Here is a 16,215-nt window from a genome sequence, read left to right on the forward strand (position 1 = left end):
GTGAGCGGGCCCGGTGCCCCGAACCGGGCCGGTCCCCGGCGCCCGCGACGAACCGTCCCGCGCACCCGGAACCGGGTCGGGGCCGGTACCCGAACGGATACCGGCCCCGATGGGGGGAGTGCGCGGTGCGCACCCTCCCGGAGCTGCTGTCTACGGCCTAGATGTCGTAGTAGAGCTCGAACTCGCGCGGGTGCGGGCGCAGGCGCAGGGAGTCGATCTCCTCGGTGCGCTTGAAGTCCACGTAGGTCTCGATGAGGTCCTTGGTGAACACGCCGCCCTCGAGCAGGAACTCGTGGTCGGCCTCCAGGGCCTCCAGGGCCTCGTCCAGCGACGCCGGGACGGTCTTGATGGCCTGGGCCTCCGCCGGGGGCAGCTCGTAGAGGTCCTTGTCCACGGGCTCCGGCGGCTCGATCTTGTTCTTGATGCCGTCGATGCCGGCCATCAGCATGGCGGAGAAGGCCAGGTACGGGTTGGCCGACGGGTCCGGCACGCGGAACTCGATGCGCTTGGCCTTGGGGTTCGAACCGGTCAGCGGCAGGCGGATGCAGGCCGAGCGGTTGCGCTGGCTGTAGACCAGGTTGATCGGGGCCTCGTAGCCGGGCACCAGGCGGTGGAAGGAGTTCACCGTCGGGTTGGTGAAGGCCAGCAGCGCCGAGGCGTGCTTGAGCAGGCCGCCGATGTAGTAGCGGGCCGTGTCCGAGAGCTGGCCGTAGCCGGACTCGTCGAAGAACAGCGGCTCGCCGTCCTTCCACAGGCTCTGGTGGCAGTGCATGCCCGAGCCGTTGTCGCCGAAGAGCGGCTTGGGCATGAAGGTGGCCGTCTTGCCCGCCGCGTTGGCGACGTTCTTGACGATGTACTTGTACAGCTGCACCTTGTCGGCCTGCTCGAGCAGGGTGCCGAACCTGATGCCGATCTCGGCCTGGCCGGCGGTGCCGACCTCGTGGTGCTGGAGCTCGACCTCGATGCCCGAGTCGATCAGCTGCCGCACCATGTCCGAGCGCAGGTCGCTGTAGTGGTCGACCGGCTCGACGGGGAAGTAGCCGCCCTTGTAACGGGGACGGTAGCCGCGGTTGCCGCCCTCGATGGCCGAGCCGGTGTTCCAGGCGCCCTCGATCGAGTCGATCTCGTAGTAGCCGGTGTTGGACCGGGTCTCGAACTTGACGTCGTCGAAGATGTAGAACTCGGCCTCGGGGCCGAAGAAGGCGGTGTCGGCGACGCCGGAGCCGCGCAGGTAGGCCTCGGCCTTGCGGGCGACGTTGCGCGGGTCGCGGCTGTAGGACTCCAGGGTCAGCGGGTCGTGGACGAAGAACGTCATGTTCAGCGTCTTGTGCTTGCGGAACGGGTCCAGCACGCCGGTGCCCAGGTCCGGCAGCAGCAGCATGTCGGACTCGTGGATGGCCTGGAAGCCGCGGATCGACGAGCCGTCGAACATCTGGCCATCGGTGAACGTCGACTCGTCGACGTTCTCGGTCGGGAGGGTAACGTGGTTCACGCCTCCGAAAAGGTCCGTGAATCGGACGTCGAGGAACTTGACGTCCTCGTCCCGGATAAAGGCGAGCACCTCGTCGACGCTGCTGAACAAAACGAACCTCCGTGCAGGTGGCTGAGACGGTGGACCGGGGCCCGCCCCATCGCGGACACGTCGGATCGCGTGCCGTCTCCCGGCTTCGTCCTCGAAGCTAGGAGTGGGTGGTTTCCACGCCATGTCTCGATTGTTTCCTGTATGTTACGGACCCGGTTGTTGTCGCAGACCACCGGGTCTGACCCGGTGATTCCGCCCTGTAGGGGTCGAAAAGGGACACCTGGCGGCACCGGTTGTGGTCCCCGCCACGCTCCCTGGTGTGACCTCCGCCATGTTCACCCGCGGAGGGGCTCGCCATCGCTCCGGCGCCCCGGGTACGGGCCCTTCCGCACGGTGGATACCGTGGAAGCCATGAGCGACGAGAGCCGGGGCCCCGCCACCGCGGCGGCCGGGGACGACTTCCAGTACCGGGGCAACCGGCTCGGCCTGCCCGAGAGCGGCCCGGGTTCGGTGCCCGGCGTGATGCGCCGCCTGGTGGGGCTCCTCCTGGACTGGGCGCTGTCCCTCGCGCTCGCCTGGGGGGCCTACGGCGTCGGGCTGGTCGGCGCGGACGCCGCCAGCCAGGCGGAGGCGGCCCCGGTGGTCAGCAACACCGCTCTGGTCGTCTTCGCGGTCATGAACATCCTCCTGCTCACGCTCTTCGGCACCACCGTCGGCCGCCGCCTGGTCGGCGTCGGCATCACCGCCACCGGCGAGCGCTCCTGGCCCTGGTTCGTGTCCATGACGGTGCGCACCCTCCTGCTGTGCCTGGTGATCCCCGCCGTCATCTACGACCGCGACACCCGCGGGCTGCACGACCGGGCCGCCGGGACGGTGGCCACCCGCTACTGAGGCCTCACCGGGGGTTCCCCGGAGTGGGAGGACCCGGTGCGCGGGTGGGCGCGGTCCCTCCGAGCTGCTGTTAACATCCGTTCATTACTTGGCCCGGGAACGGACCGAAATCCTGCGCGCCCATCCCCGCCACACGGGGGCTGCTGTCCCCCGCGCGGGAACGGAACCCGAGCCCCGCGCGGGGACCCGGTCTCCGCCGCGGAGCCCCGTTCCCACCGGTGCGTCCCGTCCCCGCACGGGAACCCGGCCCCGCCTCCCACGCACGCCGCCGCACCCGAAGGTTCGCATGGCTGGAAAACGCTCCGCCCCTCGCCCCAAGCCGTCCGCTCCGCACGCCATGCGCATGTCCGCGGGGCAGTGGGTCGCCTGCGTGGCCACCGCCCTGGCCATCATCGCCAGCCTCGGCGGCTACGGCTGGTACCAGGGCATCGTCGGCAACATCACCACCGCGCAGGTGGACACCGACGCCTGGGACCGGCCCACCAGCGTCGAGGGCGTGATGAACCTGCTCATCATCGGCTCCGACGTCCGGTCGGGGGACAACGCGAACTACGGCGAGGCCGAGGGCGAGCGCCCCGACACCATGCTCATCGCGAGCATCAACGTGGACAACGGCGCGGCCACGCTGGTCAACCTGCCCCGCGACCTGGTCGTGGACCTGCCCGGCTGCGACGCAGTGGAGGGCTACGAGGGGATGAACCCGCACAGCGGCATGATCAACTCGGCGATGACCTTCGGCGGAGTCGGTTGCCAGTGGCAGACCGTGGAGGAGGTCACCGACGTGCACCTGGACCACTTCGTCATGATGGACTTCACCGGGTTCAAGGACATGGTGGACGCCATCGGCGGCGTGGAGATGTGCATCCCCGCGCCGGTGGAGGACCCCAAGGCGCACCTGACGCTGGACGCCGGGAGGCAGACCCTCAGCGGCGAGGAGTCGCTGGGCTACGTGCGCTCCCGCTACGGACAGGGCGACGGCAGCGACCTGTCCCGGATCGACCGCCAGCAGGAGTTCATGGGCGCCATGCTGCGCCAGGTGCTCAGCAGCGAGGTCATGACCAGCCCGGTGACCATCACCAACTTCCTCAGCGCCGTCACCGACTCGGTGACCACCGACGAGGAGCTGACCGTCGAGACGATGACCGACATCGCCATCTCCATGCGCGAGGTCGACCTGGAGCGCATCCAGTTCGTCACCGTGCCCAACGGCCAGCACCCCGCCGACCCCAACCGGCTGGCCATGAGCCAGCCCGCCGCCTCCGAGTTGTTCGCGGCGATCAACTCCGGCGCCTACCTGGAGGACGAGGAGCCGGAGGAGGAGGGAGAGGAGCCGGAGGAGGACTCCGGCGGCGCCCCCGCCCCCGCCGACATCTCCGTGCAGGTCCTCAACAACACCGGTGTCACCGGCCTGGCAGCCGAGGTCCAGGGCGTCCTGGTGGGGGAGGGGTACGACGTCACCGGTGTCGGCGAACCAGTGGTGCGCTTCCCCGAACTGACCACCGTCTACTACGCTCCGGGTGAGGCGGCCGCCGCCGAACTGCTGGCGGGTTCGCTGGAGAGCGCGACCACCGAGGAGGTCGCCGACCTCCCACAGACCCTGGAACTGGTCATCGGCCAGGACTGGAACGGCTTCGCCGACGGAGGCGGCTCGTCCGGGCCCGAGGTCTCCATCACCGAGGACCTGGGCGGCACCACCGCGGCGGGGGCGCAGGAGAGCGCCTGCTGAGGGCCGGTGGCCGGGACCCGGTCGTCGGTTCCGATCTGACACGGTACGTGCCCGTCCGGTACCATCCGGCCGTTACGTCCGTGTCGTCGCTCGCGCAGTGCGCCGTCCCTCCGCCGACCGGACCAGCCCTTGTCCCATACCGAATCGCAGGTGCCCTTTGGCTCCCAGAAACGCGTCCTCAGCCCTGGCGGGGAAGATGAGTCTCGGTCAGTGGGTGGCGTGCGGGGCGACCGGTCTGCTCATCGCGGCCAGTCTCACCGTGTACGCGGGCTACCGCGACGTCCTCAGCATCGACACAGAGGAAGTCAACACCGACGCCTGGGGCGACCGTCCCGCCCAGGCGGAGGGCATCCACAACATCCTGCTGCTCGCCACCGACGAGCGCGCGGGGGAGAACGCCGAGTACAACGTGGCCAACGGCATCCGCCCCGACGTGCTCGTCGTGGTGAGCATCGACGTGGACCAGGGCGGGGTGACCATGGTCAACATGCCCCGCGACCTGCTGGTGTCGATGCCCGACTGCCCGGCCAACGGCGAGGACCCCGGTGTGGCGGCGGGCACGGTGGACCAGCTCAACCACGCCATGACCTACGGCGGGCTGGACTGCCAGGGCAACACGGTGGAGACGATCACCGACATCCACCTCGACCACATGGTGATGGTCGACTTCGCGGGCTTCCAGGACATCGTGCAGTCCATCGGCGGCGTGGAGATGTGCGTCCCCGAGCCGATCGACGACCCCAAGGCGCACCTGACGCTGGACGCCGGGATGCAGACCCTCAACGGCGAGCAGGCGCTGGGCCTGGCCCGCTCCCGGGCCAGCACGGAGCTGGGCAGCGACCTCAACCGGATCGAGAACCAGCAGCGGATGATGGGCGCCATCCTGCGCAAGGTCACCAGCGGCCAGATCATGTCCAGCCCCACCACGCTCTACGACTTCATGGGCTCGGTCACCGACAACCTGGTGACCGACGACGGGTTCACCGTGGACAAGATGACCGAGCTGGCCATCGCGATGCGCGAGGTCGACCTGGGCCGGATGCGGATGGTCACCGCACCGGTCCTCGACGCCCCGACCAACAAGGACAAGCTGGTGCTCAACGAGGGCCCCGCCCAGGAGCTGTTCTCCGCGATCGCCGCGGGGGAGGCCCTGCCCGAGGAGGAAGAGGGCGGCGACGGCGGCGGCGAGGGGGCGGAGGAGGCCGCGGAGCCCGCCGTCGAACCCGCGGACGTGTCCGTGCGGGTGCTCAACGGCACGGGCATCACCGGTCTGGCGAGCCAGGTCGGGACGCTGCTCACCGATCAGGGGTTCAACGTCACCGAGGAGGGCGACCCGGTCGAGCGGGTCCCCGAGGCCAGCACGATCTACCACGCCCCCGAACAGCGCGCGCAGGCCGAGGAACTGGCCTCGGCGCTCAGCGTCGCCCAGCTGGAGGAGGTCCCCGGCTTCGGCGAGGAGCTGGAGCTGGTGATGATCGCCCAGGACTGGGACGGCCTGGCCACGAGCGGAGGGGGCTCCGGCGGCGAGGGCGACGCCCTGGCCGGTCTGGACGCCAGCACGGCCGCCGAGGACGAGGTCAGCTGCGAGTAGCAGGGTCTCTCCGGGGGTGCTGGGATCCCCCGGGGGGCTTAGGGCATCCCAGAGGGCTCCAGGGTCCCGCGGGCGTCGCGCAGACGCCCGCGGGGCCCTTCGCCTTGCGGGCGGTCTTCGTGGCTCCCACGGGACCCACACGTCTTTGGCGGGCTGGCCGGGACCGCTACCGGTGTGTTCGGAGGGGCTCAACTCCCGGCGGAAGGAAGGAGCCGGTGAACCCAGGAGCCGCAACTCCCGTAGCCGGGAGCCAACCTCACGCCACCCGCAGGCCCTCAGCGCCGCGGAGCACCCGTCCGTCCCACCGCGTGCACGCCGCTGGCCTGCCACACCGCGTGCACGCCGCTGGCCCGCCCGCCATCTGGCGCCGCGCGGCGCTCCTCCCCGCAGGACTCCTCACCGCCGCTCCGGAACACCAGAGTTCTCGTGGCGCCCCTCACCGCGATCCCGGAGCGCCGGGCCCCGCACCGGGGCGCTGAGGCCCCCGCACGGGGATCGCGGCACGAGGGGCACCGGACGGACCCGGGCACACGCGAGGGGCCGCCGCACCACTCGGTGCGACGGCCCCTCGTTCGGCTGCTGGGTCCGGCCGCGGACCCGGTGGGTCAGCCGCCCATCTGGCCGCGCATGCCCCTGGGCATCTTGGCGTTCTTGGGCATCGGCCCCTTGGGCATCTGCATCTTGGCGGGCAGCGCCTTGAGCCGGTAGTTCAGCTCGGCGGTCCCGGCCTTGTCCAGGTTGCGGGGCAGCCTGACCAGCGTGCGCTGGAGCTTGGAGACCGGCACCTGGTCCTCGCCGTTGCCCACCTTGAAGTCGTAGATGGGCGTGTCGTAGGCGACGCGGGCCACGCGCTTCTTCTCACCGGCGATCAGCGGCTTGAGGCGGCCGGGGTCGCCCTCGCCGACCAGGATCACGCCGGGGCGCCCCACCACGCGGTGCACGACGTCCATCTGCTTGTTGGCCGCCACACCCGGCTCGACCACCCAGTTGCCGCGCATGTTGTCCAGGATCGCCATACCCGCGCCCAGGCGTCCGTCCAGCATCTTGTACTGCACGCGCTGCGCGGAGCGGGTGAAGATGATGAAGCCCACCAGGAAGGCGACCGGCAGACCTGTCAGCGGCCACAGGATCCACGACCCGGTCCAGATGCCGATGCCGATGAACACCGCGAGGATGACCAACGCCGCCGTGACCGCGAGCGGGATACTGCGCGGGCTCTGCTGGTGGACGACCTTGGCGACCATGCCGATCTGCTTGAGACGGCCCGGCTGCTTCTCGGCGCCGTCCTTGCCTTGGGCCGTGTTCTGTGAACCCTTGGGCTTTTTCGCCATCGTGCTCTCAGGCAGCTCACGCCGACGCCGGATCGGCGGGGAAGGAGATCCCTGGGCTGCCTTGCCTCCTCTTCGCGGTCGTCCTGGGTGCGGCGCCTCGCGGCGCCACCGACGGGCGCCTGCCCTCATCAGGATATGTGCGGGTGCCCTCAGGTGAGGAACGGTGGCCAGCGGGCCACCGTTCCAGCTTGGTCACGACTCGTACGGAAAATCCGTTACGCGTTGTTCGCCAGGGCGGCGTTCTCGGCGTCCCGCTTCTCCCGGGCCTGCTTGTACAGACGGCCAGCCCGGTAGGAGGAGCGCACCAGCGGCCCGGACATGACACCGGCGAAGCCGATCTCCTCGGCCTCCTGGCCCAGCTCCACGAACTCCTCCGGCTTGACCCACCGGTCGATCGGGTGGTGCAGCTTGGAGGGGCGCAGGTACTGGGTGATGGTCAGCAGGTCGCACCCGGCCTTGTGCAGGTCGCGCATCGCCTCGCTGATCTCCTCACGGGTCTCGCCCATGCCCAGGATCAGGTTCGACTTGGTGACCAGGTTGTCCGCGCGCGCCTCGGTGATGACCCTGAGGGAGCGCTCGTAGCGGAAGCCCGGACGGATGCGCTTGAAGATCCGCGGCACCGTCTCGACGTTGTGCGCCAGCACCTCCGGACGCGAGCCGAACACCTCGGCCAGCTGGTCGGGGTCGGCGTTGAAGTCGGGGATGAGCAGCTCCACGCCCGTGCCCGGGTTGAGCTCGTGGATCTTGCGGACGGTCTCGGCGTACAGCCAGGCGCCGCCGTCCTCCAGGTCGTCACGGGCCACACCGGTGATGGTGGCGTAGCGCAGGTCCATGGTCTTCACGGAGTTGGCGACCTTGGTCGGCTCCATGCGGTCCAGGGCGCTGGGCTTGCCGGTGGCGATGTTGCAGAAGTCGCAGCGCCGCGTGCACTGGTCGCCGCCGATGAGGAAGGTGGCCTCGCGGTCCTCCCAGCACTCGTAGATGTTGGGGCACCCGGCCTCCTGGCAGACCGTGTGCAGGCCCTCGCTCTTGACCAGGGACAGGAGCTCGGTGTACTCGGGCCCCATGTGCGCCTTGATCTTGATCCACGGCGGCTTCTTCTCGATGGGGGTCTCGCTGTTGCGCGCCTCCACGCGCAGCAGCCTGCGGCCCTCAGGAGCGATGGTCAACGTGAACCCGTTCCCTTCTGTGCCCCGTGCCGGGGACCCTTCCCCTCGTGGGGGCTCGGCGTCCCCGCGGGGACTGGCTCATGGTGTGGTGTGTCATCCACGCGCGGTGGCGCCGGAGAGCAGGTCCGCGCCGTCGGTGTGGCGGTACTCCCGCGTGCCGAGGAGATCCGCCAGGTGGCGTTCCATCCGGGGCCGCGCGTCGGCCACGGCCACGTCGCGCCCCAGTTCGGCGGAGAGCGAGGTGACTCCGGCGTCGGTGATCCCGCACGGGATGATCCGGTCGTACCACGACATGTCATTGTTGCAGTTCAACGCGAGCCCGTGCATCCCGACCCCGCGGGCGATCCGGCAGCCGATGGCGGCCACCTTGCGTTCGATGAGGCCGCGCTCGGGGTCGGCCTCCAGCCACACCCCGGTGCGTCCCTCCACCCGAGTGCCGGTCAGGCCGTACTCCGCGACGGTGCGGATGATGGCCTCTTCCAGCATCCGGACGTAGGCGATCACGTCGATGGGGTCCGGCAGCCGGACGATGGGGTACACCGTCAGCTGGCCCGGGCCGTGCCAGGTGATCTTGCCGCCCCGGTCGATGTCCACCACGGGCGCCCCGGGGTCGGTGATGGGACGATCCCACCTCCCGGTGCGCTTTCCCGCGGTGTACACGGGCTCGTGTTCCAGCAACAGGACGGTGTCGGGCACCTCATCGGCGACGCGGCGCTCGTGGAGCCGCTTCTGGAGATCCCAGCCCTGGTGGTACGGGACGGGAGTGTCGCCCAGCCATGCGTAAACGAGATCACTCACACATCCAACCTTACGCCCCGGTGGACTGTGCGGGTCTGCCCAGGATGTCGGATAGCGCACGGTCCACGGTGGGCAGCGCGAAGGAATAACCGGCCCCGGTGAGGCGTTCGGGCTCGGCCCTGAGGTCGATCAGCGCGGTCTCCTCGGCGAAGTCCCCCAGCACCGCGCGCATCGCCACCGCCGGGACCGCCAGGGCGGTGGGGCGCCGCAGGGCGCGGCCCAGCGCCCTGGTGAACTCGGCGTTGGTCACCGGCTCGGGCGCGCACATGTTCACCGAGCCGGTGACCTCGGGGTGCTCCAGCAGGAAGCGCACGGCCCCGATCTGGTCGCGCATGGCGATCCAGCTCATGTACTGGCGCCCCGACCCCAGGCGCCCGCCCAGCCCCGCCCGGTACAGCGGCAGCAGCGTGCCCAGCATGCCGCCCGAGCGGTCGAGCACCACCGAGGTGCGCATGTGCGCCACCGACAGGCCCGCCTCCTCGGCCGGGGCGGTGGCCTCCTCCCAGTCCCGGCAGACCCCGGCCAGGAAACCGGTGCCCGGCGGGGAGCCCTCGGTGGCCGCCTCGCCGCCGGTGTCGCCGTAGAAGTGCATCCCCGACGCGCTCAGCAGGCGCGGGGGAGGCGAGGACATGCCCGCCAGGGCCTGGCACAGGGTGCGGGTGCCGCGCACGCGGCTGCGCCGGATGAGGGTGCGCCGGTGCCGCGTCCACAGGGCCGGGCCGACCGGCGCCCCGGCCAGGTGCACCACGGCGTCGGCCTCGTGCAGGGCCACGGTGTCCACCCGGCCCTGTTCGGGGCGCCACTCCGCCTCCTCCACGTCCGGGTGGTGCCGTCCCCGCGGCAGGTGGCGCACCATGCGCACCACCGTGTGCCCGTCGCCGAGCAGGGACGCCTCCAGCGCCCTGCCGATGAGTCCCGTCGCCCCCGTGATAGCCACTCGCATGGTCCTGGGTCTACCCGAAGGAGGGCGATAGTCGCACGGGAAGACACACCAAAGGGACGACCGAGGACACCCGCCCGGTTTTTCTTCGGCTTTTTCCTCGAAAGAGCTGCGCGAGGGGCCCTCGGTCTTCTACTTTGAACGTGGGACAGGAACTCCGCGTCAGCGCGGAGCTACTGTGGGCGACGCGCTGTCGGGCTGACTGCCGCGTCCCCGACCACAGACCTTTGATGATGGGGATCATCAGGGGATGGTGATTGGTGGGGTAGAAAACGGGGCGGCGCCGAGAGGCGCCGCCCCGTCCACGTGTGTGGCCCCTGCCAGGCCGGGGGTTCCCGGCCGGTCAGCTCCCTAACCGGGGTAGGGGCGCCGCTCCCGGGCCTCGCGCAGGGCCAGCGCCCACCACGCCAGCTGGCGCAGCATCCGCTCCACGGCGGCCTCCGCGGACGACATGTCCACCACCGGGGCCCCGTCCGGACCGAACATCGTCTGCGCGTTGTGCAGGCTGACCGTGTCGCGGATCGTGGCGGTGTGCAGCTCCGAGAAGACCGACCGCAGCTGCTCGATCGCCCGCAGGCCGCCGGACATCCCGCCGTAGGAGACGAAGCCGACCGCCTTGCCGAACCACTCCCGGCGCGCGGCGTCGATGGCGCTCTTCAGCTCGCCCGGGTAGCCGTGGTTGTACTCCGGGGTCAGCACGACGTACCCGTCGGCCGCCTCCACCGTGCGGGCGGACTCCAGGGCCATCGGGCCGCCGTGGCCGTCCTGGGGGCTGATGTCCTCCACGTCGAGGAAGTCGAACGACACGGAGGGGTCCGGGTACTTCCCGGCCCGGTCCACGAACCAGCGGGAGACGGCGGGTCCGGTGCGGCCCCGGCGGTTTCCGCCGAGGATGACCGCGATCCGAAGGTTGTCCATGTGGGTCCTTGCTTCTCTGTGCCGTCTCGGCCCACACGTGGGCGGGCACGTCAGGCGGGCACGCGCGGACCGGCTCGGCCCTGGTGGCCGGAGCCGCGCGGCGCACCGTCGGTTCTTCGGGAACAGGCCAACGCTAGGACCTCAACAGGTCTTGAGGTCAAATCGGACAGCAGATTCCCCAATAAAGGACGAGCCGGGCCGGGTGCCGTCGCGCGGCACCCGGCCCGGCGGGTGGTGTGGGAGGGCCTTCGCGGCCCGGGCCTACAGGCCCAGGTCGTCCTCGAAGGCACCCTCCTCCAGGCGCGCCTTCACGCTCTGGAGGAAGCGCCCGGCGTCGGCGCTGTCGATCAGACGGTGGTCGTGGGCCAGCGACAGGTACACCATCGAGCGGACCGCGATCACCTCGTCTCCCATGGCGGTGTCCTCGACCACGACGGGGCGCTTGACGACCGCGCCGGTGCCCAGGATGGCCACCTGAGGCTGGTTGATGATCGGCGTGCCGAACAGCGCGCCGGTGCAGCCGGTCTCGGCGATGGTGAACGTGCCGCCGCCCAGCTCGTCCGGGCCCAGCTGGCCGGTGTGGGCGCGCTCGGTCAGGTCCTTGAGCTTGCGCGCCAGCTCACCCAGGCCCAGCTTGCCCGCGTCCTTGACCACGGGGGCCAGCAGACCGCGCTCGGTGTCCACCGAGACGCCGAGGTTCTCCACGTCGTGGTAGGTCACCTCCTGCTTGTCGCTGTCGACCACCGCGTTGAGCTTGGGGTGGGAGCGCAGGGCCTCCACCGCGGCCAGCGCGAAGAACGGGAAGAAGTCCAGCCGCACGTCCTCGCGCTCGGCGAAGCGCTCGGCGGAGTGCTCGCGCAGGCGGGCGATCTTGGTGACGTCCACCTCGATGACCTGCGTGGTCGTGGCCGAGACGTGCAGCGACTCCACCATGCGGTCCGCGATGGACAGGCGCAGGCGGGTGAGCTTCTCGGTGCGGCCGCGCAGGGAGGTGTCGGTGGCCTCCTTGCGCGGGGCCGAGGAGGGCTCGGGGGCGGCGGCGCGCGCGGCGTCGGCCTTCTGCTCCTCGGCGGCCTTGAGCACGTCCTGCTTGCGGACGCGGCCGCCCACACCTGTGCCCTTGACGCGGCTGAGGTTCACGCCGTGCTCGGAGGCGAGCTTGCGCACCAGCGGGGTCACGTACGCCTCGGTCCCGGCGTCGGTGCCCGAGGCGCGGCCGGTGCCGCTGAGGGTGCCGATGTCCACGGACGGGCTCTCGCCGTCCTGGTCCCTGTCCGCGGCGGGCGCGGGCCCGGCCTTCGGCTCCGGGGCGGGCTCGGCCTTCGGCTCGGACTCGGGCTCGGCGGGCTTCGACTCCGCCTTGGGCGCGGCCTTGGGCTCGGCCTCGGCCGGGGCGGCGCCCTCGGAGACGGCCGGGGGCTCGTCCCCGGTGCCGCCGATGACGGCGATCTCCGCGCCGATCTCCACGGTCTCGTCCTCGTCGACGAGGATCTTGGTGAGTACGCCCGCGACGGGTGACGGAATCTCGGTGTCCACCTTGTCGGTGGAGACCTCGAGGAGCGGCTCGTCCACCTCGACGGTGTCGCCGACGTTCTTCAGCCACTGGGTGACGGTGCCCTCGGTGACGCTCTCACCCAGGGCGGGCATGGTGACCGACGTGGTCGGGCCCTCGTCGGAGGACGAGGCCTGAGCGTCGGACCCGGCCTTCGGCTCCGGGGCGGGCTCCGGCTCCGGCTCGGGCTCCTCGGCGGCCTCCTCCTCGGGCTTCTTGGTCTCCTCGGGCTCCTCCGCGGACTCCTCGGCGGCGGGCTCGGCACCGTCCTCGTCGGCGCTCTCGCCCTCACCGCCGATGACGGCGATCTCCGCGCCGATCTCCACGGTCTCGTCCTCGTCGACGAGGATCTTGGTGAGTACGCCCGCGACGGGTGACGGAATCTCGGTGTCCACCTTGTCGGTGGAGACCTCAAGGAGCGGCTCGTCCACCTCGACGGTGTCGCCCACGTTCTTCAGCCACTGGGTGACGGTGCCCTCGGTGACGCTCTCACCCAGGGCGGGCATGGAAACGGAAGTCGGCATGGGTTTCCTCGTTGGATCTGGGCGCGGTCTCTGCCCAACCCCTTGATGGGCAGCGCGGATGTGTGCGGGGGCGGGCCCTTGCGGCCCGCCCCCGGTGGTGCGGTCAGTCGTGGACGTGCAGCGGCTTGCCCGCCAGCGCGAGGTGCGCCTCGCCCAGCGCCTCGGACTGGCTCGGGTGCGGGTGGATCAGCTGGGCCACCTCGGAGGGCAGCGCCTCCCAGTTGTAGATCAGCTGTCCCTCGGCGATCAGCTCGCCGACGCGGCTGCCGACCATGTGGACGCCCAGTACCCGGCCGTCCTTCTCGGCGATGACCTTCACCGCGCCCTGGGTCTGCAGGATCTGGCTCTTGCCGTTGCCCGCGAGGCTGTAGTTCATCTCCACGACGTCGTGTCCGCGCTCCTTGGCGACCTTGGTGGTCAGGCCCACGGACGCGACCTCGGGCTCGCAGTAGGTGACGCGGGGAACGCCGTCGTAGTCGATCGCGGGCGGGTTCTGCCCGGCGATGTGCTCGGCGACGAAGATGCCCTCGGCGAAGCCGACGTGGGCGAGCTGGAGGGTGGGGATGAGGTCGCCCACGGCGTAGACGTTGCCCACGCCGGTGTGCAGGTTCTCGTCCACCTGGACGAAACCGCGGTCCAGGGTGACGCCCTGCTCCTCGTAGCCCAGGCCCTCCGAGACCGGCCCGCGGCCGATGGCCACCAGCAGGACCTCCGCCTCCAGGGTCTTGCCGCCCTTGAGGGTGACGGTCACGCCGGAGTCGGTGGTCTTGACCGACTCGAACGGGGTGCCCAGCTCGTACTTGATCTTGCGCTTGCGGAAGGCGCGCTCCAGCAGCTTGGAGCTGGACTCCTCCTCCACCGGCACCAGGTGCGGCAGGGCCTCGACGATGGTGACGTCGGCACCGTAGGAGCGCCACACGCTGGCGAACTCCACGCCGATCACGCCGCCGCCCAGGACGATGACCGACTCCGGCACGCGGTCCAGGTCGAGGGCCTGGTCGCTGGTCATGACCTTCTCGCCGTCGATGTCCAGCCCCAGGGTCTTGGGCTGGGAACCGGTGGCCAGGAGGACGTTGCGGCCCTTGTAGACCGTGCCGTCGACGGTGACCTCGTCCTTGCCGGTGAGCTTGCCCTCACCCGCGACGACGGTGATCTTGCGCGACTTGACCAGGCCGGTCAGGCCCTTGAACAGGCCGCCGATCACCTTGTCCTTGTAGCTGTGCACGGCCTCGATGTCGATGCCCTCGAACGTGGCCTTGACCCCGAAGTTCTCGCTCTCCTTGGCGGAGTCGGCGACCTCGGCCGAGTGCAGCAGGGCCTTGGTGGGGATGCAGCCGCGGTGCAGGCAGGTGCCGCCGAGCTTGTCTTTCTCGATCAGGACGACGCTCATGTCCAGCTCCGCGGCGCGCAGTGCCGCCGCGTAGCCGCCGCTGCCGCCGCCAAGGACGACGAGGTCGAAGGTGCCGCCGCTCTCACTCACGGGAACGAACTCCTTGTTGTGGCTGGTGATGGGTGGTGGGCCGCGGCCGGGCCCCGCGCGGGCGGAGGGAGGGTGTGCGCGGCCGCGGTGGCCGGGAGGGGCGGCGCTCCGGCTCGGGGAGGGCCGCCCCCTGGGCGGGTGCTACCCGGCGTACTCCTCGGCGATGCGGACCAGGGTGCGCGTGCCCGCGCCGGTGCCGCCCTTCGGGGTGTAGCCGTGCGGACCGCCCTGGTTGAAGGACGGGCCGGCGATGTCGAGGTGCGCCCACGTGACGCCCTCCTCGATGAACTCCCTGAGGAAGACGCCCGCGGAGAGCATGCCGCCCCAGCGCTCGCCCGCCACGTTGGCGATGTCGGCGACCGCGGAGTCCAGGCCCGCGCGCAGCTCCTCGGGCAGGGGCATCGGCCAGGAGGCCTCGCCCGCCTCGGCGGCCGCGGCGACGATCCGGTCGCGCGCCTCGTCGTCGTTGGACATGACCGCGAACACCCGGGTGCCGAGCGCGACCAGCTGGGCGCCGGTCAGGGTGGCGATGTCCACGACCAGGTCGGGCTCGTCCTCCTGCGCCCGCACGAGGGCGTCGGCCATGACCAGGCGGCCCTCGGCGTCGGTGTTGAGCACCTCGACGGTCTTGCCGCCGTAGATGGTCAGCACGTCGGAGGGGCGCTGGGCGGTGCCGCTGGGCATGTTCTCGGCCACGGCCAGGTAGCCGACGACGTTGACCCGCAGGTTCAGGGCGGCGATGGCGCGCATGGCGGCGAGCACGGAGGCGGCGCCCGCCATGTCGGACTTCATCCAGTCCATCGAGCCCGCGGGCTTGAGGGACAGGCCGCCGGAGTCGAACGTGATGCCCTTGCCGACGAAGGCGACGGTCCTGGTGGCCTCGGGGTGGCTGTGGGCCAGGCGGACCAGGCGGGGCGGGTTGGCCGACCCCTGGCCGACGCCGGTCAGGCCGCCGTAGCCGCCCTCGGACAGGGCGGCCTCGTCCAGGACCTCGACGCGCAGGCCGGACTGCTGGGCGATCTCCTGGGCGGCGGCGGCCAGGTCCTCGGGGACCAGGTCGGCCGGTGCGGTGTTGACCAGGTCGCGGGTGAGGTTGACGGCCTCGGCCAGGACGGCGGCGCGCTCGGCGGCGTCCGCGGCGTCCGCGGCGGAGCTGGTCAGGACCAGCTCGGCGGCGGGCTTGTCCTTGGCGCCGGTGCGGTACCGGTCGAAGCCGTAGACACCGAGACGGGCTCCGAGGGCGACGGCGCCGGCCTCGGCTGCGGTCCCGGCGGGCAGGGCCAGGACGACGCGGCCCGCGCCCTCGGGACGCGAGGCCAGCGAGCGCAGCGCGGCACCGGCGGCACGGGACAGGACGTCGGGGTCGACGGGGCCCTCGGCGGGCGCCGGGCCGAGACCGACCGCGACGACGACCGGGGCCTTGACGGCTCCGAGGGAGGCAAGGGTGTGCACCTCCTCGGGGGCGCCGCTCGCTCCCAGGAGCGACAGGGTCTGGGCGAGGCCGCCGGAGAAGGCGGCATCGACGTCATGAGTGCCCGACGCGGGCTCCGGAGCGTCGCCTCCGGAGTGGTAACCGACGACAACCGCGTCGGCGTCGAGCGAACTGGGGGACTCCGTATTTACTGACAACGACGTGCTCACGTCCCCGATGCTAGTCGCCTCGCGCGCCCGGCGGGGACGCGGCGCCCCGGGTCCGCAGGGGCCCTGACGCGGCGCTGCGGGGGGACGCGGGATCCGGGGGTGTGCGGGGTCGACTCCGGTCCGCGCGCGCGG

At 71.1% G+C, this 16,215-nt stretch carries 12 protein-coding genes; 3 read left to right on the forward strand and 9 right to left on the reverse strand.

The features are described from left to right. Positions 1-157 precede the first annotated feature (157 nt). A complete protein-coding gene (gene glnA, locus FYW99_RS20760; RefSeq protein WP_150253701.1) occupies positions 158-1,582 on the reverse strand; it encodes a type I glutamate--ammonia ligase in 1,425 nt (474 codons plus the stop codon). Between the two features lie 351 nt (positions 1,583-1,933). Between glnA and FYW99_RS20765 the strand changes: the two genes are divergently transcribed. The 3 genes from FYW99_RS20765 to FYW99_RS20775 all read left to right on the forward strand — a co-directional run bounded on the left by FYW99_RS20765 (position 1,934) and on the right by FYW99_RS20775 (position 5,730). Beyond that, entirely contained in the window at positions 1,934-2,413 is a 480-nt protein-coding gene (locus FYW99_RS20765; RefSeq protein ID WP_150253702.1) for an RDD family protein, read from the forward strand. Between the two features lie 286 nt (positions 2,414-2,699). After that, positions 2,700-4,139: an LCP family protein gene (locus FYW99_RS20770; protein WP_150253703.1), complete on the forward strand. Its 1,440-nt coding sequence runs from the start codon at positions 2,700-2,702 to the stop codon at positions 4,137-4,139. A gap of 196 nt (positions 4,140-4,335) precedes the next feature. Next, positions 4,336-5,730, forward strand: coding sequence for an LCP family protein (locus tag FYW99_RS20775; RefSeq protein ID WP_150253704.1), 1,395 nt, complete (start codon positions 4,336-4,338; stop codon positions 5,728-5,730). A gap of 605 nt (positions 5,731-6,335) precedes the next feature. Here FYW99_RS20775 and FYW99_RS20780 read toward each other — a convergent pair. From FYW99_RS20780 to FYW99_RS20815, 8 genes are all read right to left on the reverse strand, one after another. Beyond that, complete coding sequence (locus FYW99_RS20780) at positions 6,336-7,061, reverse strand: DUF4191 domain-containing protein (protein WP_061078526.1); 726 nt, start codon at positions 7,059-7,061, stop codon at positions 6,336-6,338. A gap of 215 nt (positions 7,062-7,276) precedes the next feature. Then, a complete protein-coding gene (lipA, locus tag FYW99_RS20785) occupies positions 7,277-8,230 on the reverse strand; it encodes a lipoyl synthase (RefSeq protein WP_150253705.1) in 954 nt (317 codons plus the stop codon). Between the two features lie 93 nt (positions 8,231-8,323). After that, positions 8,324-9,028 carry a lipoyl(octanoyl) transferase LipB gene (gene lipB, locus FYW99_RS20790; RefSeq protein ID WP_150253706.1) on the reverse strand — a complete coding sequence of 235 codons (705 nt, stop codon included), beginning with the start codon at positions 9,026-9,028 and terminating at the stop codon, positions 8,324-8,326. A gap of 10 nt (positions 9,029-9,038) precedes the next feature. Then, entirely contained in the window at positions 9,039-9,965 is a 927-nt protein-coding gene (locus FYW99_RS20795) for a TIGR01777 family oxidoreductase (RefSeq protein ID WP_150253831.1), read from the reverse strand. A 354-nt stretch (positions 9,966-10,319) separates the two neighbouring features. Further along, positions 10,320-10,886, reverse strand: coding sequence for an NADPH-dependent FMN reductase (locus FYW99_RS20800; RefSeq protein WP_150253707.1), 567 nt, complete (start codon positions 10,884-10,886; stop codon positions 10,320-10,322). Between the two features lie 261 nt (positions 10,887-11,147). After that, complete coding sequence (gene sucB / locus FYW99_RS20805; protein ID WP_150253708.1) at positions 11,148-12,962, reverse strand: 2-oxoglutarate dehydrogenase, E2 component, dihydrolipoamide succinyltransferase; 1,815 nt, start codon at positions 12,960-12,962, stop codon at positions 11,148-11,150. Positions 12,963-13,065: 103 nt separating this feature from the next. Further along, the gene (gene lpdA / locus FYW99_RS20810) at positions 13,066-14,442 is read right to left on the reverse strand and encodes a dihydrolipoyl dehydrogenase (protein ID WP_150253709.1); all 1,377 of its coding nucleotides are present in this window, start codon (positions 14,440-14,442) and stop codon (positions 13,066-13,068) included. A 141-nt stretch (positions 14,443-14,583) separates the two neighbouring features. After that, positions 14,584-16,083, reverse strand: coding sequence for a leucyl aminopeptidase (locus FYW99_RS20815; RefSeq protein WP_150253710.1), 1,500 nt, complete (start codon positions 16,081-16,083; stop codon positions 14,584-14,586). Between the last annotated feature and the right edge of the window lie 132 nt (positions 16,084-16,215).

Origin of the sequence: Nocardiopsis deserti (genome assembly GCF_008638355.1) — a bacterium.
Classification (GTDB): domain Bacteria; phylum Actinomycetota; class Actinomycetes; order Streptosporangiales; family Streptosporangiaceae; genus Nocardiopsis; species Nocardiopsis alborubida.

What these genes read in the sequence shown, in the direction of transcription:
- FYW99_RS20800 (WP_150253707.1), bottom strand. Translation starts at nt 10,886, where the DNA reads ATGGACAACCTTCGGATCGCGGTCATCCTCGGCGGAAACCGCCGGGGC.
- FYW99_RS20780 (WP_061078526.1), bottom strand. Translation starts at nt 7,061, where the DNA reads ATGGCGAAAAAGCCCAAGGGTTCACAGAACACGGCCCAAGGCAAGGAC.
- sucB (WP_150253708.1), bottom strand. Translation starts at nt 12,962, where the DNA reads ATGCCGACTTCCGTTTCCATGCCCGCCCTGGGTGAGAGCGTCACCGAG.
- FYW99_RS20765 (WP_150253702.1), top strand. Translation starts at nt 1,934, where the DNA reads ATGAGCGACGAGAGCCGGGGCCCCGCCACCGCGGCGGCCGGGGACGAC.
- FYW99_RS20775 (WP_150253704.1), top strand. Translation starts at nt 4,336, where the DNA reads ATGAGTCTCGGTCAGTGGGTGGCGTGCGGGGCGACCGGTCTGCTCATC.
- FYW99_RS20770 (WP_150253703.1), top strand. Translation starts at nt 2,700, where the DNA reads ATGGCTGGAAAACGCTCCGCCCCTCGCCCCAAGCCGTCCGCTCCGCAC.